Annotated in this window: 20 protein-coding genes and 1 tRNA gene; 7 read left to right on the forward strand and 14 right to left on the reverse strand. The window is 49.3% G+C overall.

Annotation, left to right across the window (positions count from 1 at the left end; translation table 11 throughout):
- Nucleotide 1: 1 nt before the first annotated feature.
- Complete coding sequence (locus B9Z35_RS03375) at nt 2–1,687, reverse strand: electron transfer flavoprotein-ubiquinone oxidoreductase (RefSeq protein ID WP_108282232.1); 1,686 nt, start codon at nt 1,685–1,687, stop codon at nt 2–4.
- A 99-nt stretch (nt 1,688–1,786) separates the two neighbouring features.
- On the opposite strand from B9Z35_RS03375, the gene B9Z35_RS03380 reads away from it, so the two are divergent.
- Nucleotides 1,787–2,569 (forward strand): SDR family oxidoreductase, encoded by a 783-nt coding sequence (locus tag B9Z35_RS03380; protein ID WP_108282233.1) that lies wholly within the window; start codon nt 1,787–1,789, stop codon nt 2,567–2,569.
- The gene (locus B9Z35_RS03385; protein WP_108282234.1) at nt 2,566–2,988 is read left to right on the forward strand and encodes a thioesterase family protein; all 423 of its coding nucleotides are present in this window, start codon (nt 2,566–2,568) and stop codon (nt 2,986–2,988) included. The genes B9Z35_RS03380 and B9Z35_RS03385 overlap by 4 nt, the downstream gene beginning before the upstream one ends.
- Here B9Z35_RS03385 and B9Z35_RS03390 read toward each other — a convergent pair.
- Genes B9Z35_RS03390 through B9Z35_RS03400 form a run of 3 tightly spaced genes read right to left on the reverse strand, consistent with a single transcriptional unit; the run spans nt 2,985 to nt 4,770 of the window.
- A complete protein-coding gene (locus tag B9Z35_RS03390) occupies nt 2,985–3,884 on the reverse strand; it encodes a metal-dependent hydrolase (protein WP_108282235.1) in 900 nt (299 codons plus the stop codon). The genes B9Z35_RS03385 and B9Z35_RS03390 overlap by 4 nt on opposite strands.
- Before the next feature lie 28 nt (nt 3,885–3,912).
- Nucleotides 3,913–4,185: a YkgJ family cysteine cluster protein gene (locus B9Z35_RS03395; protein WP_108282236.1), complete on the reverse strand. Its 273-nt coding sequence runs from the start codon at nt 4,183–4,185 to the stop codon at nt 3,913–3,915.
- Entirely contained in the window at nt 4,186–4,770 is a 585-nt protein-coding gene (locus tag B9Z35_RS03400; protein ID WP_108282237.1) for a peroxidase-related enzyme, read from the reverse strand. It abuts the gene before it with no gap.
- Between the two features lie 80 nt (nt 4,771–4,850).
- Between B9Z35_RS03400 and B9Z35_RS03405 the strand changes: the two genes are divergently transcribed.
- Nucleotides 4,851–5,249, forward strand: a complete 399-nt coding sequence (locus tag B9Z35_RS03405) for a carboxymuconolactone decarboxylase family protein (protein ID WP_108282238.1) — start codon at nt 4,851–4,853, stop codon at nt 5,247–5,249.
- Nucleotides 5,250–5,255: 6 nt separating this feature from the next.
- On the opposite strand, the gene B9Z35_RS03410 is transcribed toward B9Z35_RS03405, so the two are convergent.
- Nucleotides 5,256–5,807 (reverse strand): PAS and helix-turn-helix domain-containing protein, encoded by a 552-nt coding sequence (locus B9Z35_RS03410; RefSeq protein WP_108282239.1) that lies wholly within the window; start codon nt 5,805–5,807, stop codon nt 5,256–5,258.
- A 95-nt stretch (nt 5,808–5,902) separates the two neighbouring features.
- On the opposite strand from B9Z35_RS03410, the gene B9Z35_RS03415 reads away from it, so the two are divergent.
- The gene (locus tag B9Z35_RS03415; protein ID WP_104799229.1) at nt 5,903–6,604 is read left to right on the forward strand and encodes a CoA transferase subunit A; all 702 of its coding nucleotides are present in this window, start codon (nt 5,903–5,905) and stop codon (nt 6,602–6,604) included.
- Nucleotides 6,605–6,614: 10 nt separating this feature from the next.
- Nucleotides 6,615–7,253 carry a 3-oxoacid CoA-transferase subunit B gene (locus B9Z35_RS03420; RefSeq protein ID WP_108282240.1) on the forward strand — a complete coding sequence of 213 codons (639 nt, stop codon included), beginning with the start codon at nt 6,615–6,617 and terminating at the stop codon, nt 7,251–7,253.
- Nucleotides 7,254–7,317: 64 nt separating this feature from the next.
- On the opposite strand, the gene B9Z35_RS03425 is transcribed toward B9Z35_RS03420, so the two are convergent.
- A tRNA-Gly gene (locus B9Z35_RS03425) sits at nt 7,318–7,391 on the reverse strand.
- Nucleotides 7,392–7,605: 214 nt separating this feature from the next.
- Between B9Z35_RS03425 and B9Z35_RS12850 the strand changes: the two genes are divergently transcribed.
- A complete protein-coding gene (locus tag B9Z35_RS12850; RefSeq protein ID WP_146178939.1) occupies nt 7,606–9,834 on the forward strand; it encodes a hypothetical protein in 2,229 nt (742 codons plus the stop codon).
- 32 nt (nt 9,835–9,866) lie between these two features.
- Here B9Z35_RS12850 and B9Z35_RS12855 read toward each other — a convergent pair whose 3' ends face one another.
- From B9Z35_RS12855 to B9Z35_RS03460, 6 genes are all read right to left on the reverse strand, one after another.
- Nucleotides 9,867–10,073, reverse strand: a complete 207-nt coding sequence (locus B9Z35_RS12855) for a hypothetical protein (RefSeq protein WP_146178940.1) — start codon at nt 10,071–10,073, stop codon at nt 9,867–9,869.
- 314 nt (nt 10,074–10,387) lie between these two features.
- Entirely contained in the window at nt 10,388–13,402 is a 3,015-nt protein-coding gene (locus B9Z35_RS03435; protein WP_108282242.1) for a plasmid replication protein, CyRepA1 family, read from the reverse strand.
- 142 nt (nt 13,403–13,544) lie between these two features.
- Entirely contained in the window at nt 13,545–14,612 is a 1,068-nt protein-coding gene (locus tag B9Z35_RS03440; RefSeq protein ID WP_108282243.1) for a site-specific integrase, read from the reverse strand.
- Nucleotides 14,613–14,984: 372 nt separating this feature from the next.
- On the reverse strand, nt 14,985–15,191 hold the full coding sequence (locus B9Z35_RS03450; RefSeq protein ID WP_108282245.1) for a hypothetical protein: 207 nt from the start codon (nt 15,189–15,191) through the stop codon (nt 14,985–14,987).
- Nucleotides 15,192–15,279: 88 nt separating this feature from the next.
- On the reverse strand, nt 15,280–16,080 hold the full coding sequence (locus B9Z35_RS03455) for a hypothetical protein (RefSeq protein WP_146178941.1): 801 nt from the start codon (nt 16,078–16,080) through the stop codon (nt 15,280–15,282).
- A gap of 105 nt (nt 16,081–16,185) precedes the next feature.
- Nucleotides 16,186–16,995, reverse strand: coding sequence for a hypothetical protein (locus tag B9Z35_RS03460; RefSeq protein WP_146178942.1), 810 nt, complete (start codon nt 16,993–16,995; stop codon nt 16,186–16,188).
- A 465-nt stretch (nt 16,996–17,460) separates the two neighbouring features.
- Between B9Z35_RS03460 and B9Z35_RS03465 the strand changes: the two genes are divergently transcribed.
- A complete protein-coding gene (locus tag B9Z35_RS03465) occupies nt 17,461–17,715 on the forward strand; it encodes a hypothetical protein (protein ID WP_146178943.1) in 255 nt (84 codons plus the stop codon).
- A 51-nt stretch (nt 17,716–17,766) separates the two neighbouring features.
- Here B9Z35_RS03465 and B9Z35_RS03470 read toward each other — a convergent pair whose 3' ends face one another.
- Together B9Z35_RS03470 and B9Z35_RS03475 are read right to left on the reverse strand one after the other, a co-directional pair.
- On the reverse strand, nt 17,767–18,114 hold the full coding sequence (locus tag B9Z35_RS03470; protein WP_108282249.1) for a hypothetical protein: 348 nt from the start codon (nt 18,112–18,114) through the stop codon (nt 17,767–17,769).
- 110 nt (nt 18,115–18,224) lie between these two features.
- Nucleotides 18,225–19,703: an NAD-dependent succinate-semialdehyde dehydrogenase gene (locus B9Z35_RS03475; RefSeq protein ID WP_108282250.1), complete on the reverse strand. Its 1,479-nt coding sequence runs from the start codon at nt 19,701–19,703 to the stop codon at nt 18,225–18,227.
- Between the last annotated feature and the right edge of the window lie 10 nt (nt 19,704–19,713).

Raw genomic sequence — 19,713 nt, forward strand, 5'->3', positions numbered from 1 at the left:
TTTACATGCCGCTGTAGTTAGGGCCGCCACCACCTTCAGGCGTGACCCACACGATGTTTTGTGTGGGGTCTTTGATGTCGCAAGTTTTGCAATGCACGCAGTTTTGCGCGTTGATTTGCAAGCGGTCGGAGTTGTCTTCGTTCTTCACGTACTCATAAACACCAGCAGGGCAATAGCGGCTTTCAGGGCCAGCGTATTTGGCGAGGTTGATGTTGACAGGCACCGACGCGTCTTTGAGCGTCAAGTGCGCGGGTTGGTTTTCTTCGTGGTTGGTGTTGCTGATGAACACGCTACTCAAGCGGTCAAACGTGAGCTTGCCGTCTGGCTTGGGGTAGTTGATCTGGGCGTGCTGTGCCGCAGGCTCCAAGTTCACATGGTCGGGCTTGTTGCCGTGCAGTGTCCATGGTGGCGTGTCGATGCCGAGCTTGGGCAACAGCCATTGTTCGATGCCAGTCATCAAGGTGCCAACCAACATGCCTTTTTTGAACCACAGCTTGAAGTTGCGGTATTGGTTGAGTTCTTTGCTGAGCCAGCTCTTCTCGAACGCAGCGGGGTAAGCGCTCAGCTCATCGTTGGCACGGCCTGCAGACACGGCCTCGTAGGCAGCATCAGCAGCCAACATGCCGCTCTTGATGGCGGCGTGGCTGCCTTTGATACGGGCAGCATTCAAGTAGCCGGCATCGCAGCCAATCAGTGCGCCGCCTGGGAACACGGTCTTGGGCAGAGCTTGTGGCGTGCCGTTGTTGATGGCGCGTGCGCCGTAGCCAATGCGTTTCGCGCCTTCGAGGTGAGCTGCAATGGCTGGGTGTGTTTTCCAACGTTGCATTTCTTCAAAGGGGCTGAGCCATGGGTTTTTGTAGTCGAGGCCGAGCACAAAACCGAGCGTGACTTTGTTGTCTTCGAGATGATACAAAAAGCCGCCGCCAAAGGCGTCGTCTTGCATGGGCCAGCCAGAGGTGTGCACCACCAAGCCTGGCTTGGCTTTGGAGGGATCAACTTCCCACAGCTCTTTGATGCCGATGGCATAGCTTTGTGGGTCGCGGCCTTCGGCCAAGTTGTATTTGGCAATGACTTGTTTGCCCAAGTGGCCGCGCGCACCTTCAGCGAAGATGGTGTACTTGGCGTGCAGTTCCATGCCGAGTTGGAAGTTGTCGGTGGGTTCGCCGTCTTTGCCGATGCCGAGGTTGCCGGTGGCAACGCCTTTGACAGCACCTTGCTCGTCATACAAAACTTCTGCAGCCGTGAAGCCTGGAAAAATTTCAACGCCGATGGATTCCGCATGCGCCGCCATCCACTTCACCACATTGCCGAGCGCCACCACATAGCAGCCGTCGTTGTGGAAGTTGCGGGGCAGCAGCCAATCGGGGGTGCGTTGTGCGCCTGTTTCACTGAGGAACAACACATCGTCGCCCGTGACTTCTTGGTTGATAGGGCAGCCGAGTTCTTTCCAATTGGGGATCAGTTCAGTGATGGCCTTGGGGTCCATCACGGCACCTGACAAGATGTGTGCGCCGGGCTCAGAGCCTTTTTCCAGCACCACCACAGACACGTCGTTGCCTTTTTCAGCGGCGAGTTGTTTGATGCGGATGGCCGTGGCCAAACCACCGGGGCCGCCACCAATCACGACCACGTCGTATTCCATGGCTTCGCGTGGTCCGAACTGGGCGAGGATCTCTTCTTGTGTCATTTGTTTTGTCTCAGTCTGTTGTCAGAGGTGAGACAGATTTTAGGGCCTGTCATAGACGCACTTGTCATAATGAAATAACTCAACATTCAGGAGCTCAGCATGGCGTACAGCATGGATTTGTCGGGCCGCGTGGCTTTGGTCACCGGTGCATCCAGTGGTTTGGGGGCGCAATTTGCCCGCACCTTGTCACGCGCAGGCGCTGCCGTGGTGCTGGCCAGCCGCCGTGTGGAAAAACTCAAAGAGCTACGCGCTGAGATTCAATCCGAGGGCGGCGACGCCCATGTGGTGCGCTTGGATGTGACCACGCTGGGCAGCATCAAGTCCGCCGTGGCTCACGCTGAGACTGAGGTGGGCAGCATCGACATTTTGGTGAACAACTCAGGCGTGAGTACGACACAACGCGTACAAGACGTGACCGAAGAAGACTTTGACTTCACCTTCAACACCAACGTGCGCGGCTCGTTTTTCGTGGCGCAAGAAGTGGGCAAACGCATGTTGGCCCGTGCCAAGGGCGCAGCGCCCGGGACTTACACAGGCGGTCGCATCATCAACATTGCCTCGGTCGCAGGATTGCGTGTGTTGCCGCAGATTGGCCCGTATTGCATGAGCAAAGCCGCCGTCATTCAAATGACCAAGGTGCTGGCCATGGAGTGGGGGCGCTTTGGCATCAACGTGAATGCGATTTGCCCGGGCTACATCGACACCGAAATCAACCACCATCATTGGCAGACCGAGCAAGGTCAAAAACTGGTGAGCATGCTGCCACGCAAGCGCATTGGTCATCCAGAAGATTTGGATGCCTTGTTGGTGCTGTTGGCCAGTGCCGAGAGTTCTTTCATCAATGGGGCCATCATTTCGGCCGACGATGGGTTTGCGGTATGAGATACGAAATTCCAGAAAAAAAGAAACTGGTCTACGAATGCAACATTCCCATTCGCTGGGGCGATATGGATGCAATGGGGCATATCAACAACACGGTTTACTTCCGTTATCTTGAAATTGCGCGAGTGGATTGGTTGCACAAGTTCAATGCCGCGCCCGGCCCCGAGGGTGAGGGCCCTGTGGTTGTGAATGCGTTTTGCAACTTTTATAAGCAGCTCGAATATCCAGGCGATGTGCTGCTCAAGATGTACACCAGCGACCCAGGCCGCACCACGTTTGAAACCTGGGCCACGATGGAGCAAGCCGCCAACCCAGGTGTGATTTACGCCGCGGGCGGGGCTACTACGATTTGGGTGGACTTTCCCAATAAAAAAGCGGTGGATTTACCTGCGTGGCTGCGTGAGATCGTCACACCCTAAGTTTCTTGAGCCGTTGGGCTCCCAACGGCTTGCCATTGACTTTTGTTGGTCTCTTGCCATTCGCGCATATGTTTTTCGCTACCCATTTGGTTGGGGTGAAAGTCTTTGCGGAAATAGGCCGCGAAACGCGGTGTGCATCGCCATAACCAGCCATAACGACCAAAACAAAATTTAACTGCGGACCACCAAGTGCTGGGCTTATGAAGCGTGCGATCGTGCCAGAGGTTGTTGATGGTTTGGCGTATCACATCGGTCGTGAAGTGGATGGAGAGGTACACAACCCATAACAAGCGCCAAGTGTGGTTGCCGCCGAGTTGTTGGTACAAATCAAACGCTACGGCTTTGTGTTCACACTCTTCTGCAGCATGCCAGCGCCAAAGTGTTTGCTGTGACGTATCGGCGTCTTGAAGCCAATCACTTTCTTTGCCAATGCTTTGCAGCGTCAGATCACCCAGCACGGATGTGAAATGCTCATAGCCTGCTGTGATGGCCAACTCATGCAGGTGGCGCTTGGTAGATTTCAGGAACAAGCGACGTGCACGTGTTTTTCTTTTCACGATGCGTGGCCCCCAATGGTTCTTAAGGCCTTGCGCTTCTAGCTGGATGTTGTACTGGGCGTGCAAATGTCGGTGCGTGGCTTCTTGGCCAATAAAGCCTTGGATCGTGTCGTGAAAGGCGGGGTTACAGGTCTCTGCATCAAGGTGTTGCACACCATTACGGACGGATTCGATGAAGAACTGTTCACCTTCTGGAAAGCTGAAAGACAGCGCGTTGTAGAAAGCGGTTAAAAAAGCATCACCACCGTTCCAGTGTCGGCGCATGGGCGTAGACAGATCAACGCTCAACCGCCGAACGATCAGGCGTGGCGTGAAATCAGGTGATGGGATGTTAGACATAGAGGCGATGGCTAATTTCCAATAAGTATCACCTAGCTTGCTTGATCGTTGGGGTGGTGGATGTTTCGAGCTGTGTAAGCCAGAGAATTGCGGCATCACGGTTTGCACCGCACATGTCTGCTGAGGGCTGCAGTCCGCCACAAAACGACGGCCGCTCTGGTTTACCAAATACCGCGCAGCGCATATCTGGCAGCAGTTGCGCACACGGCACGCCTGCTTCTTTGCCATGTGGCATGCCGGGTAGGGCGCTGGTGATGGAGGGCGCGATGCAGCACGCCCCGCACCCGTTGCGGCATTGCATTTACTTTTGCTTGGGCACACGACCCATCACATAAAACTCGGGGTTGGGCATCATGTTGCTGAAGCTCGCAACGCGATTGCTCAAACCAAAGAAAGCGGTGATGGCGGCAATGTCCCAAATGTCTTCGTCATTGAATCCATGGGCGTGTAGGGCGGTGAAGTCGGCGTCTTCCACCATGTCGCTGTGCAGGCAAACCTTCATAGCAAAGTCGAGCATGGCGCGTTGGCGTGGGCTGATATCTGCCTTGCGGTAGTTCACGGCCACTTGGTCGGCCACCAGTGGTTTTTTCTCGTAGATGCGCAAAATCGCGCCGTGCGCCACCACGCAATACAAGCAGTTGTTGGCCGCGCTGGTGGTGGTGACGATCATTTCGCGGTCACCTTTGGTGAGGTTGCTTTCGCGGCCCACCGACTCAGGCACCATCAAGGCATCGTGGTACGCAAAAAAGGCACGCCACTCGGCCGGGCGACGGGCCAGCGCCAAGAACACATTGGGTACAAAGCCTGCTTTTTCTTGCACTTCCAAAATCTTGGCGCGAATGTCGTCGGGCAAGTCTTTGAGTTCTGGGTGTGGGTAGCGGCTCATGGGGTGTCTCCAAGTGTTAAGTCATCTCAGGCGATTATCCTTGGGTCTATTTCTGACTTGATTGAACTTGAGGGACGCACATGACAAACAAACACAGCCACCCCACCGATGCCGCTTTTCAAAATGGTTTGACCAAACGCACCCAAGTGATGGGCCAGGCCTTTGTAGACAAAGCGTTTGCAGGTGCGAGCGATTTCACATTGCCCATGCAGCACCACATCACACGTGCCGCGTGGGGTGATTCATGGCAGCGCGATGTGTTGGATTTGAAAACCCGCAGCCTCATCACCGTGGCCATGTTGACGGCACTGGGCAAAACGCATGAGCTCAAAGGCCATGTGCGCGGCGCGTTGAATAACGGTGCGACCAAACAAGAATTGCAAGAGGTGTTGTTGCATGCTGCCATTTACTGTGGCGTGCCTACGGCTGTGGAAGGCTTCAGAGCTGCTGCTGAAGTGGTGGACGCACCTCAAGCCTAAGACGGCTTAACCCACCACCAGCTTGTGCACCAAGTCTGCAGTGGTCGATGCCTTGTATTTGCGCATGAGCTTGGAACGGTAAATCTCCACCGTGCGGTGGCTGATGCCCAGTACCTTGCCAATTTCTTTGGAGGTCATGCCCTCCATCAAGAAAGCGGCCACTTCGCGCTCACGTGCAGTGAGCTCAGCGCGCACAGGACGCGTGGCGCTGAGGTCTTCAAAACTCCAAATGCCCGCTTCGTGGGGCGACTCCAGGTTCAAGGCTCGGCCTGTCACATGACACCAAAACGGCTCACCTTTCAGGCGGCCATCGATGCGCTTCATCAAACGGTCGTCGGCATACAGCCCCTTGGCGTTGAGGCTTAGCTTGATGCGCGCACCCGTGCGCTCATATTCATCTGCGCTGGGGTAGAGCACTTGAAATGACTGGCCAATCAACTGCTCGCGTGTGGCGCCAAACATGTCACACACGTGTTGGTTGCAGTCCACCATGGTGCGGTTGCGTGACAGCACTAGCCCGACGGGGGCGAGGTCAAAGGCTTGGCGGTAATCAATCATGTGGGTGGCCTAGGGGGTCTGTGCTTACGAAAAACTACGTAGTTCAATACGTAGTATCGTATCGTCATTCTGTTGTACTTTGACTGGAGCATCCCTTGAACAAAGTTTTTCCTTCTGCTGCTGAAGCACTCAAAGACATCGTGGCCGACGGCCAACTGATGGCTGTGGGTGGTTTTGGCTTGTGTGGCATTCCTGAAGCCCTGATTGACGCCTTGCGCGACAGTGGTGTGAAGGACTTGACCGTCATTTCTAACAACGCTGGCGTGGACGGCTTTGGTTTGGGCAAGTTGCTCGAAACCCGTCAAATCAAAAAAATGATTTCCAGCTACGTGGGCGAGAACAAAGAGTTCGAACGCCAATACCTCTCTGGCGAGTTGGAGCTCGAATTCACACCCCAAGGCACACTGGCTGAAAAGCTGCGTGCAGGCGGCGCTGGCATTCCCGCCTTCTTCACCAAAACTGGCGTGGGCACCTTGGTGGCCGAAGGTAAAGAACTGCGCGACTTCGACGGCGAAACTTACGTGATGGAACGCTCACTCGTGCCTGAAATCTCGCTCATCAAAGCGGATGTGGCTGACCGTTCAGGCAATCTGCGCTTCAACATGACCGCGCGCAACTTCAACCCAGCCGCAGCGACCGCTGGCCGAATTTGCGTGGTGGAAGTCGAGCGCATCGTGGCCACGGGCGAGCTGGCCCCTGACGACATTCATTTGCCTGGCATTTACGTGCACCGCATCGTGCACAACCCCACGCCCGAGAAGCGCATTGAAAAGCGCACCACCCGCGACCGTAAATAAGGACACCATCATGGCTTGGACTCAAGACGAAATGGCCGCACGCGCGGCAAGCGAACTGCAAGACGGTTTTTATGTGAACCTCGGCATCGGTATTCCCACGCTGGTGGCCAACCACGTGCCAGACCACGTGGAAGTGTGGCTGCAAAGCGAAAACGGCATGCTCGGAATTGGCCCGTTCCCCTATGAAGACGAAGTCGACGCCGACCTCATCAACGCAGGCAAGCAAACCGTCACCACCATCAAAGGCTCTGCCATTTTTGGCAGCGACCAATCGTTTGCCATGATTCGCGGCGGCAAGATCAACCTCTCCATCCTTGGCGCAATGCAAGTAAGCGAGAAGGGCGATTTGGCCAACTGGATGATCCCCGGCAAGATGATCAAAGGCATGGGCGGCGCGATGGACTTGGTCGCGGGCGTCAAGCGCGTGATTATCTTGATGGAACACGTGGCCAAGAAAAAAGACGGCACCGAAGATTTGAAAATCTTGAAAGACTGCACCTTGCCTTTGACGGGCGTGGGCGTGGTAGACCGCATCATCACCGACCTCGCGGTGATGGACGTGGTGCCTGAAGGCTTGAAAGTGATTGAGTTAGCACCAGGCGTGACCCGCGACTTCTTGCAAAGCAAGACAGGTGTGACGCTGATTTAATTCAACGTTGCACCCACGAAAAAGCCGCTCAGTTCACGTTAGTGAGCAGAGCGGCTTTTTTAATTGGAGCGGGTGATGGGAATCGAACCCACGTTATTTGCTTGGGAAGCAAGAGTCCTACCATTGAACGACACCCGCAGAGGTGCTGGCATTGTAGGTGTGTGAGCCTCTGCCTTGTGCGTGACTGGTTCTGTAGTGCTTTGTGTGATGTGCGACTTGGGTGTAGTGGGGGGGGGTGTGCGATAGCTTCCACCGTTGTTGAGTTGATGTTGGTTAAAAATCTTACCAATGTTGTTGTTTTTATCAAATTTAGATTTAGACTGTTATCTATCTTACAAATACAAGAATAGCTATGACACGTCCTCTGATTGCCATTACTCTGTTTGCAGTTGCACTAATTGGGTGTGGCGGTGGAGGCGGTGGCGGTGGCGGTGGTCCAGCAGGTGGTTCCCCAGCTCCATCAGGTTTTTCTGGTGTTGCGGTTGATGGGTACCTTACTAATGCTCGAGCCTTCCTAGACTTAAACGGTAATGGAGCGTATGACGCTGGAGAACCTTCGTCCCTAACTGGAGCAGACGGCTCTTTTAATTTGAATGCGACGCAAGATCAAATCAATAGTCACTCGGTTATTGTTCAAGCGATTTCAGGCACAACGATCGACCAAGATACACCTAACACTCCGCTGGCAGCTGGATTCACGATGATTGCGCCAGCCGGATACCCCTCAGTGGTTTCTCCATTGACTACTCATGTCGCTGCAAAAATGGCGACAGGTCTTTCTATTGATTCTGCAAAGTCTGCAGTTCAGTCGGAGTTGGGGTTGACGTCAATCGATGTTATGAAGAACTTTGTGGCTGAGAAAACGACTAACACAGCATATGCTGATGCACACAAGGTAGCTGTTTCTGTTGCGGAGCTACTGAAGACGGTTGATGCAAATTCGAACTCGTCCACGTCAATGTCGGAAAAATTGGCTAGTTTGACAACTAAGGTAACAAATCAAGTCGTTCCGCAATTAACACAAATAAAAACATCAATAACGATTAATGATGCTAAAAACGTCACAATTAATATTATTAATAATGTTTCAGTGGCCGCTATTTATAATCTTGCTGGTTCAATAAGCGGATTAACTTCGAGTGGTTTGGTTTTATCCAATGGAACAGATAATTTTAGCCCTGCATTAAATGCAACATCTTTCACTTTTAAAAACAAACTTTCAAATGCTGATGTTTACGAGGTAAAGATAAAAAATCAACCTGAAGGACAAATCTGCTCCCTGTTAAATGGATTTGGTGCAATTAATAATCAGTCAGTCACAAATATATCGGTGCGATGTGCGGATGCTCCAGGTGTATTGGGAGGTGTAATATCTGGACTCACTACATCGGGGCTTATTTTAAAAAATGGCTCTACTCAATTGTCTATTAACTCAGGAAGTAGTAGTTTTCAGTTTCAAGATAAAATAAATTCTGGTGATGGATATAGTGTGACAGTGCATCAGCAGCCTTTAGGTAAAACTTGTAGTGTTTCAGCGGCATCGGGTGTAATGACACGGAGTGGAATTAGTAATATACAAGTTACTTGTTCAGCGAATTCCTATAAGATTGGTGGTGCTGTTTCCGGTCTAATTTCAGCCGGATTAAGGTTGAAGAGTGGTAGTGAAATAATTGATATTTCATCCGGCGTCGGAAGTTATACCTTTACATCTCCAATCGCCTATGGATCTAATTACAATGTAGAGGTAGTTAATTCTCCTGCAGGTTTCACATGTGTTGTTGATTCAGCATCTGGAACGATGGGGGCGTCGAATATATCTAGTGTTAACGTATCGTGCGCAGATGGTCGGGCATTTGTGGGGGGGACTTTTACAGGGACTATTGCTAGTGGTCTAAAAATAAAAAATGGTTCTGAAATACTATCCATTCCAGAGAATAGTACGCAATTTCGTTTCAGCAGTAGAGTTTCTAATGGAGCTGCATATAACATATCAGTAGAAACACCACCCGATGGTTATCAATGTGTTGTGTCTAACGGAAGTGGTTTTGTGGCTGGGGGAGACGTGACTACGCCAAATATTAACTGTTTCCTATACAGTCCTCAGTATTTTAAATACACGGCTGATGCTTGGGGTCAGCTATTAAACTATACAACCAGAACTGGAATTTGCGGTCAAGACATAGCAGTAGTCAGCTGCCTTACCATGAGTATCAACGAGCAGTATGTTGATATGAAGGTTGGTGATAGGATTATTATTGATGGATCTGGTTTCTATTTCTCAGTACTTTTACTCAACGATGATGGCAGTTTTTGGGATACTCCACGCATGTCATTCAGAGGGTTTCAGCTCGGTATTAGTGATAGCGACTACGATGCTGGTGTTGCTATTCACGTAGGCGAACCAGCTCTTCCGGGTGTTGCAGCGAGTTGGGGCTATTTTTCAAATAATTATGATCCACCTATATCTCCTAAATCTGCCATGATTATTTTGAAAAAACCTGGCATCTATAGCTTGTCAATCGATCATCCCTTATGGGGGGTTAGACGATTGTTTGTAAAGTTGCGGGTCACTTATCCATAGTCCCTAATCGCTTACGCCACTTCAACCACTGTTTAAAAGTCATCATAGTAGTCATCCTTGGCAATCACTAAAACCATTGCCTTGTTGTCTTCTGTGATGGCGAAGCTGTAGAAGTCGCTGTTCATCTCACGAATCATTTCAATCACACGGTCTTGGTTCCCCCTAAACCCGTGGTCATGGACCTTGTGGGCAATCTGAGTGATGGGGTTGGGGATTGGTGGTTTTGTTTTCTTTGCCATAAGTACCTCCTTTTAGTGGCGTTGCGGGTACTTATGACGTTTCAAATCCCCAATTAATTAATCCTCGTAGGTTCAAACCAACGGTTTCGTATGGGTGGTTTCCACCATATCGGTTTAAGTCAACCTAGTTTGGTTGCTAACTAAGCAAACGACACACCCTTCAAATGACGCATTTTTAGGGGGTTTACGGGCGTTTCCCATAACAGCTGGTACGGTTTTCGTCGATTTTTGGGTCGTCAAAATCCAGGGAGGGGATAACAGATGTGTGTTTTTAGTATTTTTATATAAATTAGCTCAGTTATCCCCGCCCTTGGTCAAATGGTCGGTTGGGATGGCGTAAACCCATGGAGTTGGTTGATGAATATCCAATCGTCTTGGATGGACTCTCGGAGGGTTCTAAGTTCGACCATCGTGTTGTAGGAGTCAGGGTCGATCATGTACTGGTAAATCTTGTCTTTGCCATTCTTTTTGGTCGATTTGATGGTTGATATTCCAACCATTTTCAAGAACCAATGCAGTTGTGTCGTTGGTTTAGATATGAGGTCACTCCTAAGTGGGTGATTGAACTGCCCTTGAACGTAGGCGCTTAGTTTTTTACAAGTCCGAATGAATTCAGTGAGATCAGACATCGTATAAATTGAAGTCAGATCAAAGTGACCATCTTTGAATGGAGGCGTGCTTGATAGCAGTGTGTTCATCAACTCAACCTTTGCTTCCCACTCTTTAAGCCGATCAAACGGAATTGTTTTGTTACCTACGAAATACTTGATATTTTTTTGCTTCTTAATTTCTTTGATTAGGCTAGAGTCGGTGATAGCGTTGAAGAGTCTAAACTGGTTTCGTAGTTCTCCTCGTTGGTCTTTGCTGATAACACTCTCACTCAAGGGGCACTGATAAAACGCCTCAAGAGTCATGCGTCGGAATGACCAATAGCTATCTTCCGAGAGATTAGAGTCATCACCTAGAGCCTCTTGAATTACATCGAAGTCGGTTTTAGATATTGGTTTCGCATTTAATATATTTTGAATAAATTGTTCGTTATCAAGGCGTTTGCCTAACGCAATTGCATCCTTGCCTTGATCTGCAAATGCATCATTTTTTGCAATCAAAGTTGGAACCCAGCCTGTCTTGATTTTGTAATCAATGAAGTTCTTTTTTAGGTTGTTCTGTGAACGTCGCTGGTCAGAAACGATATGAGTTGCCATTGTTAAGAATGGGTCAGTCTCGTTGTAAATCTGCTCTCGTTTGATTGGATCAAATCCAACAAATGTGTTGGCAATTACTTGGTCAACTAGCAATTGACGCTTGATGACACCGAACTCAGTTTCGAAATCAAACGTCCTTGGACTGAGCCAGACTCGTACATTTTTTGGGTGTCGGACACGGCGAATTTGTTGGTCGATATCTAGGTGGGTGTTGATTAAAGACTCAAAGAAACCGTAGCAGCAATCAACAATTTTTTCATTATTTTCAAAAGTGAAATCAATTCCTGTTCCTAGAGATGGACTGCACATGAATACATTGAATTTTTTGAATGTTTCCTGAAAAAATGAGGTGTTGTACTGCGCCTCATCTGTCCTCGAATTGGCAGAGGTCACAGCAAACGAAACACCATCACCGAACTTCTCCCTGATGCCTGCATGCAGGCGTTCAATCAGTCGTTTCGAGTTGGCAGCAACAAACAACTTTTTGCCATCGGCAACGTCCATCATCATTCGACCTATTAGGTCGTCCTTGGATGAATAAATCTCAATCTGAGACTTGTCCGCTATGTGTTCATTGATGATTAACCACAGACGATTGTCTTTTGCCGCCGTGGGGGTAGTAATGCCACGCATCTCTGTTAACGTGAGGTATGAAGTCCAACCCAAGTCAGCATCAAGTGCTACTACGTTGGTTGCAGAGCTGATGACGTAACGCAACATCGAATAGATCGATTCCCGTCTTTTCATTGTGTCTGACAACAGATGGGCGAGAACTTGTTCGCATTCATCAATGACTATGAGGTCATAGTCAATGTCTCTGACTTTCCAGAGACTGTCCAAGCAAACGCCATAACGTTTTCTTCTACGTTTGACCTCTTGAAAATCAAACTTGTCGTCGTCGAGGTAGCAGTTCAGACCCAGGCGGTTGCATAGCTGACGAATCAATGCTTGTCGATGACCAATCAATAAAATTTTGTAGTTGTTGGTAAGTAATCTTGGGGGTTCATCAGGATCGACATTTTCGACATCTTCAAGGGTCCGAAAGTCTTTGCTAACAATAAGATTTCTAATAATCTCAGTCAGTGATTCAGTCTTTCCTGAACCTTTAGGACTTCTTATGAGTGTGAGCCCGTTGTGCAAACCGTCAACTTCTAGATACTGGTGATTAACTATCTCTACAGATCCAATTCCCAGCGTTGGCATCTTTTTCGGATCAATGTGGTCGGGAAATACACGTAACTCTGACTTGGCATCTACCAGTTCACGAGATTGCTTGATGATCTTCACAAATTCATAGTCATCGTGCGTTCGTATGGCTTCCTCTTTTTCTGACTCAACCCACCAAGTCGTGCGACATACGATGCAAAACATGTAGGTTGATCCATGCGCATTTTTGTTGGTAAATGCACTGGCATTGCCATCGTTATGGAATTTGCAATGAATTTGAGTTTGTTGATTGAGATCGACAAGTCTTGTTAGAAGACCTGCTTTGGTAAACGCCTCAAAATCACGTGGAAGCTTTTTTGTGCATCTTCTCGTGCCTGTATTGAAGTCTCCTGTTATTGAGTCAGTTTTGCTGATGATGGGGGCTGCTCGACCGAGTTCGATTAATTCGTCAATTACGTCAGTCGGGATGTACCCATCAAAAACTTCATATCCTGCTGAACGATTGCCATATGAAATTCTCGATGCGTCGTGTGTACTGGGATCTCCGCAGAACTTCAATCCCAATGCTCGTTTGATAGCAACGTATTCGCTCGGATCAGTTAGATCACGTTCTAAGAGAAATCCCAGACGGAATCGATTCTCTTCAACTGTGTGTTTGACTGTCGTGTAGAAGAAGGTGAGGTGACTTCTTGCAAACTCATCCTCCAACACATCCTTGATGGTTGTGCCAGCATCGACATCGATCGATACGAGGTTTGTTAGTGAGTAGTTTTTGTTTGATCTGCTGCCATGTAATTGGGCGCAGAAGGCGTGTCCGTCATGAGCGACGGTATTGATGAGTTCATCGATCTTGAGTTCGACGTTTTCCCACTCTTTTGCCAAGTAGTAGAGATTGCCGCCGATGTTCTTGTCGACGATGTGGCGGTTGATGGCAACCTTAGCTAGTTTTTGATTCATAAATCCCCCGTGTATAGGTCGAGTCCGATTGACCTGTGACCGTGAATACTTGCAGGGGAGGGGGATGAGTTCGGACTCAGCGTCCCCTGCAAGTATTCCGTGTCTGAGGGTATTTATACAGTATTGATATGCTTTAGCTAAGTTATTTGTCTAGATTCATCTTGTTGATGAGGTCAGTTGCCTTACGTGAGACCTGTGCTTGCTCAATGTGGGCATAACGCATGGTTGTCTTGATGTCCGAGTGACCAAGGATTTCCTTGACCTCGTATAGGTTCATGCCATTCTGGATTAGACGGGTGGCAAGCGTATGGCGAAGGGTGTGTGCTGAGCAATCAGGCAACCCAGCTCGTTGGAATGCCTTGTGAAACGTCATGTTGATGTGTTTTCTTGCCTCACCTTGTGCATTTGTAAAAACGAACTTGGAATTCCTGCTGACAAATCGTCTCAACAGCACTTTATGAACTCTGTCGCTCATGTAGAGGACTGATTCGTTTTTAACTTTAGAGCGCCACAGAGCTATTGTCTTTCTTGCCATGTTGATTTGGGACCACTCAAGCGTGCAAATCTCACCATGGCGTGCCCCTGTATCCAGCAAGATGATGATGAAGTCGTGGACATCTTGCATCTGCTTTTTAATGCGTGGTATCCGTTTTTCATAGGTTGCTAGACCCTTGACCTCACGCTTGGGATCAACTGCCTCAAGGAGGCGCTGCTCTTCTTCCACCGTCAGATAACGTAGGCGACCTCGGGACAGTTTGATACTGGGGATTTCGACCTCAGGGACTTGATACCCCATCCGCTTGGCATATTTGATGGTGCCACCAACTTGGTTCAAGGCATGTTTGATCGTCTGATTGCTGTACGCCTTGCGTTCCATGTCGATCTTGAAGCGTTCAATGTCACGACTCTGCAGTAAGTGCAGGTGTGGAACGTATGAGAAGAACTCTGCTGCACGCATCGACCAGAGATTGACAACGTAGTGACTGACGATCTTTTTCTTGGATGCTGAATACTCTTTGAATGCTTCCAGCGTGTCGATCGTTGGTTTGATGCCGAGTTGATATTGCTCGATTAGCTGCTTGCGCCAATTGGATTCGAGGCGTTCCGCAAGTTCTTTGTCAGTGGTCTTGGATGACTTGATGTACATCTTGCCGCCATACTGGAACTGGATGTACAGGTACTTGGAACCTTCACGTTTGACGATTGCCATGGGATGTGTCCGTTAAATGCGGTCACTGTCCAGTCAAATCACTGCTTGGGCAACGGGAGTGAAACCGTCAATTTAATCGACGCTTCTAGTGGGTGATAGCCCCCACTAGAAGGTGAGGGCGATCAGTCTGCCTTCTGCTTACGGAACTTGCGGCTGATGTTGTAGTAATAGGTAGGGGAACCCTTGGGCGTTACGTCTGCCCCCTCGACGAATGCTCGGAGGACAACCTCACGATGCTCGTCATGGATTAGGCGAAAGATTGCCCTTGCTGCGTCTGCTTTGCTGCCCCCATTAGTCAGGATGGTTCGACCTTCTTGAACTGCCTTGGTATAGCGGTTCTTGTCCTTGGGTTCAATCTGTTGTTTAGGGGTTTCAGGGGTAGGTGTTGGCACTGTATTTCTTCCACAAAATGTTGATGATTTCCATGGCATTTGGGGTCGATATGCCCTCCATGCCAGAGATGTCCTCAAACAAGTCAAAGGCGACTTCTGTGAAATGACTCTGTGTCAAATTGAACCCACACTTCTCACGAATGACGTAGATAAGTCGGTATTGTTCGGCAGGGGAGAGTTGGTCCATAGGTCACCTTGGTTGCTGAGGTGAGGGGACCATCCCTGAGATTTAGTTGAAAGACAACTGGTGTTTATTAATTACCGAGGCTAATTGATCATGAACTTTTAGGAGGGCTCTTACTGCTTTCCTTTTTATTTCCCCTGTTCGACTTGTCTCTAAGTATTGATCTGTATTCAAGCACTTCAGGAATGATGTGTGATTTGCCTCCCCAATCCTGCTTGTTTAGCTCTTTACCTACGTTCGGATTGGCATCATCTAGAAACAGAGATTGATTGATGTTCGATTTTGATAACACGCTTGTAATGTAGGCATCAAATGCCTCATTAATTTTCGAACGACATGCCTGCGTAACGGATTCTGCAATTACGTCGGCGCCGCTTAATCCGTCATCCATTTTTACGATTGCGGACTTTACACACTTGTCTCTTGCGTTGAGTGCATCTAATGCAGCAAGGTCATAGGTTTTTTGAACTGCCTTGGATACTTCGAATTCATCTCTCTTAAAGTCGATTCTGATGGAGTTTTTTTGCGCTGTTGCGTCCATGGTTTTCACAAGCTCATTTAACCAATTTGATGTGCAAACTTCAGCTTCTGAATTAGGTAATAAGCTGCAGCTCCTCAAGTTATTGATGTTTAATTTTTTTAATTTTTGTAGATCGTTCAACTCTACTGTTGACCTGAATACTTTGAGTTGTTGAAAAGCAAAGTCGATAGCTTTAGCCTTTTCAATGAGTACTGGATTCAAACAAATTTGTTTCATGTGTGGGTGCAGACCAAGCGTTTTGTTGAACTCGCACTCCGATGGAATTGAGCCTGCAAACGCCCATCCGACGGGCAATAAAAGAAGATTGACCGCCAATACGGTCTTTTGTGCTGATCTGAAGATGACTTTCATTTGGACGCTGAACATGAACTTTATCGCTCTGTGTTATGGCTGGATCCACACGGCTGTTGAGGTGTGCGGACCCTACCTGTGATCATGAATGAGGACAATAGGTTTTCAATCAAGTTTGCAGTTTTCTAAAGCTGCAGCTTGTTTTAAGAACCCCAATAACCAGTGCCATTTTTCTCGTTGTTTAGGTTCAAGATGTGTGTTGTTTACTTGCTGTTCCATTTTCGACTGTAATCTTGAATACCATGATGAGAGTTTTTTTGGCGATTCATTTGGGGCGAAAAATAATGAAGGCGTGAATGTGTTGACTGTCCAGTGTCCTTGATATTCGATCACCATACGGTTCATTGTTCCTGATGCTATGTCGATCCAGTATTTTGTCGCTTCTTTTCCAAGGATGACTCTAGGGAAAATCGCTTCCTTTGACTCCAGTTCATAGGCGTCAATGAATGCCGGACCAACGATATTTGTCTTTGTGTGCCAAACATCGCCTATCTCTAGTCCCCCTCTCAGGAGAAAACCGTGATTCAGGAAAACTAACGAACACTGAATAATACGAGTGACTACGTCTTGGAATCCGTCAATGTCTTTATGTTCAGGTTGCTCTAGTCGTTGCGACAGGATGAGACTATCCGACACCTGTAGATATCGAGGGAATATCTCAGGGTGATTTTGTGCTCGAAATAGACCAAGTGTTGTTGCCTGCAGAAGGTTGCTTCTAGGAATCGCTGAGTTCAATAAATTGATGATTTGATTGATAGCCTCAAGGTTGCCTTGCTTAACTTGAGAGGTGAATCCGAGAGCATCAATAAAGGCAACGACTGATTTCTCGTAACAGACTTCTAACTTCTCAGTGTTCGGGTGCGAATGGTCAGGCTTTGGAAAAGCTGGAGATAAAAAAGTCATGCTACTTGTCATGGCCTGATTGTCCAATATGCTCGCCGCTGCGGAAAACCAGTCTGGGTGATGATTGGCTAGACCCATTCCTTCAAACTGTTGAAGTTGGTCTAGGGATACAACAGACGACTTCTCTATATAAAAATCAAAAACACAGACCTGTTAGCCCCATCCGGAATTTGGAAGAAACAAGGTTGGTTGATGTTGACTTACACCTTGGAATGTTGGAAGGTGTAGGCATAACTCCCTGCGGAAATCCAGTCTGGGTGATGACTGGGGTAACCCAATCCACCACCTGTATGTGTGGAACTGCTGGAACAGGTTAGTGGCGTCTCACTGCGGAAGACCTGTGGACGTTACGACACGTCATTAGGGGGTTGGGAAGCAAGAGTCCTACCATTGAACGACACCCGCAGAGGTGCTGGCATTGTATCGGGGCGTGATCTAAACTGAACGCACGACATGGTTTGAATATGGAGACGCACTTTGAAAAAAATAATCCAATGCTTGTGTTTGTTGGTCAGCGTTGCGGCAAACGCGCAAGGCTGCAACGATATCAAGGACAAAGACAAAGCCAACTATTGCCGTGCAATCGACACGAACGACAAATCACATTGCCAAAAGATAGGCAGTAACGATTTGCTGAATCTGTGCATGGGCAAGGTTGAGAACGACATCAAATACTGTCGTCGTATTGCTACTGACAAAATTAAGAAGCGATGTGAGAACAGCATTCGCTGAAAACAAAACAGCATCCAATAGGGATGCTGTTATGGGGGCGCGCAGCAAGACTTAGGCGTGTGCGAGTACCTGCTTCATCACGTCACCGACTTGGGCAAAGTAGTCGTGAGCGACTTGCGTAGGGACTAAGTATTTGGTGCGGCGATTTTTACCTTCAAACACGGTGTCGATCATGCCGATCTCGCGCAGTTGGTCAATTTTTCGATGCAGTGTTGCAGGCGATGCAATACTGCTCAAAGCCATGGCGTCAGTGACCGTTAAGGGTTTTTCCTCTGCATGACGAACAGCGATCACTTCGAGAAGTTTTTTTGCATCCAAGTCCATCACAGGGGCGTGTTCTGCTCCATCCAAGGCATGAATGAGATTCAGAAAACGCAGATAGATTTGCTTAGAGTCCATGTTTAGGTATGTCTTTCCATGCATAAGTTACGCATACAAGGATTGTATACATAGATCCTGTTAAAAAATAAGCAAAACCACGTAGACCTTCATTTTTAAAGGCTTTGACGTTATTTGAGGATGTCACCCAAGCAGAGGTATTTCATCTCTAAGTACTCATCCATGCCGTGGCTAGAGCCCTCGCGACCAAGGCCTGATTGCTTCACGCCGCCAAAGGGCACGTGTTCTGTGGCGATGACGCCCACATTGATGCCCACCATGCCGTACTCCAACGCTTCGCTCACACGGTAGATGCGGCCAATGTCACGGCTGTAGAAGTAGCTGGCCAAACCAAATTCGGTATTGTTGGCGGCATCCACGGCTTCTTGCTCTTTGTGAAAGCGAAACACGGGAGCGAACGGGCCAAAGGTTTCTTCACGGGCGCACAGCATGTCGGCGCGGGCGTCGGCAATGACGGTAGGTTCAAAGAACTGACCGTCTAGTTTGTGGCCACCCACCATGACCCTGCCGCCTTTAGCGATGGCGTCTTGCACATGGCGTGCAACCTTTTCAACGGCCGCGTCTTCAATCAGCGGGCCTTGCACCACGCCCTCATCAAAGCCGTTACCCACTTTGAGGGTTTTGACTTTGGCCGAGAACTTTTGCACAAACTCGTCGTACACGGCGTCTTGCACGTAAATGCGGTTGGCGCACACGCAGGTTTGACCAGCGTTGCGGTATTTGCTGGCCATTGCGCCTTCCACGGCGCTGTCAATGTCGGCATCGTCAAACACGATAAAGGGTGCGTTGCCACCTAACTCGAGAGCGAGCTTCTTGATGCTGGGTGCAGACTGTGCCATCAAGATGCGGCCTACTTCGGTGGAGCCGGTAAAGCTGATGTGGCGCACGATGTCGCTGCTGCAAAACACTTTGCCAATGGCAATGCTGTTGTCGCTGTCGGCCGTGATGATGTTCACCACGCCTGCTGGAATGCCAGCGCGAATGGCCAACTCAGCAGCAGCCAGGGCGGTGAGGGGGGTTAGTTCGGCGGGTTTGATGACCACGGGGCAGCCAGCAGCCAAGGCAGGTGCCACTTTGCGGGTGATCATGGCCAGTGGGAAGTTCCACGGTGTGATGGCGGCGCACACGCCGATGGGCTGCTTGAGCACCATCAAGCGGCGGTTGTTGTCAAACTGGGGCAGGGTTTCGCCGTTGACGCGCTTGGCTTCTTCGGCAAACCACTCGACAAAGCTCGCGCCGTAGGCCACTTCGCCTTTGGCTTCGGCAAAGGGCTTGCCTTGCTCGGCGGTCATGATGCGGCCGAGGTCTTCCTGATTCGCCATAAGCAGGTCGAACCACTTGCGCAGGAGGATGCTGCGCTCTTTGCCGGTTTTGCTGCGCCATGCAGGCCATGCTGCATTGGCCGCATCAAGGGCTGCTTCGGCGTCTTTGGCGGTGAGGTTGGCGACATCGGCCAGCTTTTTGCCGGTGGCGGGGTCATGCACATCAAAACGGCTGGCCCCTTGCACCCAATGGCCGTTGATCAAGGCATCGGTCTTGAGCAAAGTAGGGTCGTTGAGCAAAGAAAGAGGCGCTGTCTTCATGTCCATAAGGGTCTCC

This window comes from Limnohabitans sp. Jir61 (genome assembly GCF_003063545.1).
Classification (GTDB): Bacteria; Pseudomonadota; Gammaproteobacteria; order Burkholderiales; family Burkholderiaceae_C; genus Limnohabitans.

Bases quoted from the DNA above. Each gene is read 5' to 3' on its own strand.
- B9Z35_RS03405 (WP_108282238.1), top strand. From the start codon at position 4,851: ATGACAAACAAACACAGCCACCCCACCGATGCCGCTTTTCAAAATGGT.
- B9Z35_RS03390 (WP_108282235.1), bottom strand. From the start codon at position 3,884: ATGTCTAACATCCCATCACCTGATTTCACGCCACGCCTGATCGTTCGG.
- B9Z35_RS03375 (WP_108282232.1), bottom strand. From the start codon at position 1,687: ATGACACAAGAAGAGATCCTCGCCCAGTTCGGACCACGCGAAGCCATG.
- B9Z35_RS03380 (WP_108282233.1), top strand. From the start codon at position 1,787: ATGGCGTACAGCATGGATTTGTCGGGCCGCGTGGCTTTGGTCACCGGT.
- B9Z35_RS03410 (WP_108282239.1), bottom strand. From the start codon at position 5,807: ATGATTGATTACCGCCAAGCCTTTGACCTCGCCCCCGTCGGGCTAGTG.
- B9Z35_RS03420 (WP_108282240.1), top strand. From the start codon at position 6,615: ATGGCTTGGACTCAAGACGAAATGGCCGCACGCGCGGCAAGCGAACTG.
- B9Z35_RS03450 (WP_108282245.1), bottom strand. From the start codon at position 15,191: ATGGACCAACTCTCCCCTGCCGAACAATACCGACTTATCTACGTCATT.
- B9Z35_RS03395 (WP_108282236.1), bottom strand. From the start codon at position 4,185: ATGCAATGCCGCAACGGGTGCGGGGCGTGCTGCATCGCGCCCTCCATC.
- B9Z35_RS03460 (WP_146178942.1), bottom strand. From the start codon at position 16,995: ATGACAAGTAGCATGACTTTTTTATCTCCAGCTTTTCCAAAGCCTGAC.
- B9Z35_RS03455 (WP_146178941.1), bottom strand. From the start codon at position 16,080: ATGAAAGTCATCTTCAGATCAGCACAAAAGACCGTATTGGCGGTCAAT.
- B9Z35_RS03385 (WP_108282234.1), top strand. From the start codon at position 2,566: ATGAGATACGAAATTCCAGAAAAAAAGAAACTGGTCTACGAATGCAAC.
- B9Z35_RS12855 (WP_146178940.1), bottom strand. From the start codon at position 10,073: ATGGCAAAGAAAACAAAACCACCAATCCCCAACCCCATCACTCAGATT.
- B9Z35_RS03475 (WP_108282250.1), bottom strand. From the start codon at position 19,703: ATGGACATGAAGACAGCGCCTCTTTCTTTGCTCAACGACCCTACTTTG.
- B9Z35_RS03435 (WP_108282242.1), bottom strand. From the start codon at position 13,402: ATGAATCAAAAACTAGCTAAGGTTGCCATCAACCGCCACATCGTCGAC.
- B9Z35_RS03400 (WP_108282237.1), bottom strand. From the start codon at position 4,770: ATGAGCCGCTACCCACACCCAGAACTCAAAGACTTGCCCGACGACATT.
- B9Z35_RS03440 (WP_108282243.1), bottom strand. From the start codon at position 14,612: ATGGCAATCGTCAAACGTGAAGGTTCCAAGTACCTGTACATCCAGTTC.
- B9Z35_RS03470 (WP_108282249.1), bottom strand. From the start codon at position 18,114: ATGGACTCTAAGCAAATCTATCTGCGTTTTCTGAATCTCATTCATGCC.
- B9Z35_RS12850 (WP_146178939.1), top strand. From the start codon at position 7,606: ATGACACGTCCTCTGATTGCCATTACTCTGTTTGCAGTTGCACTAATT.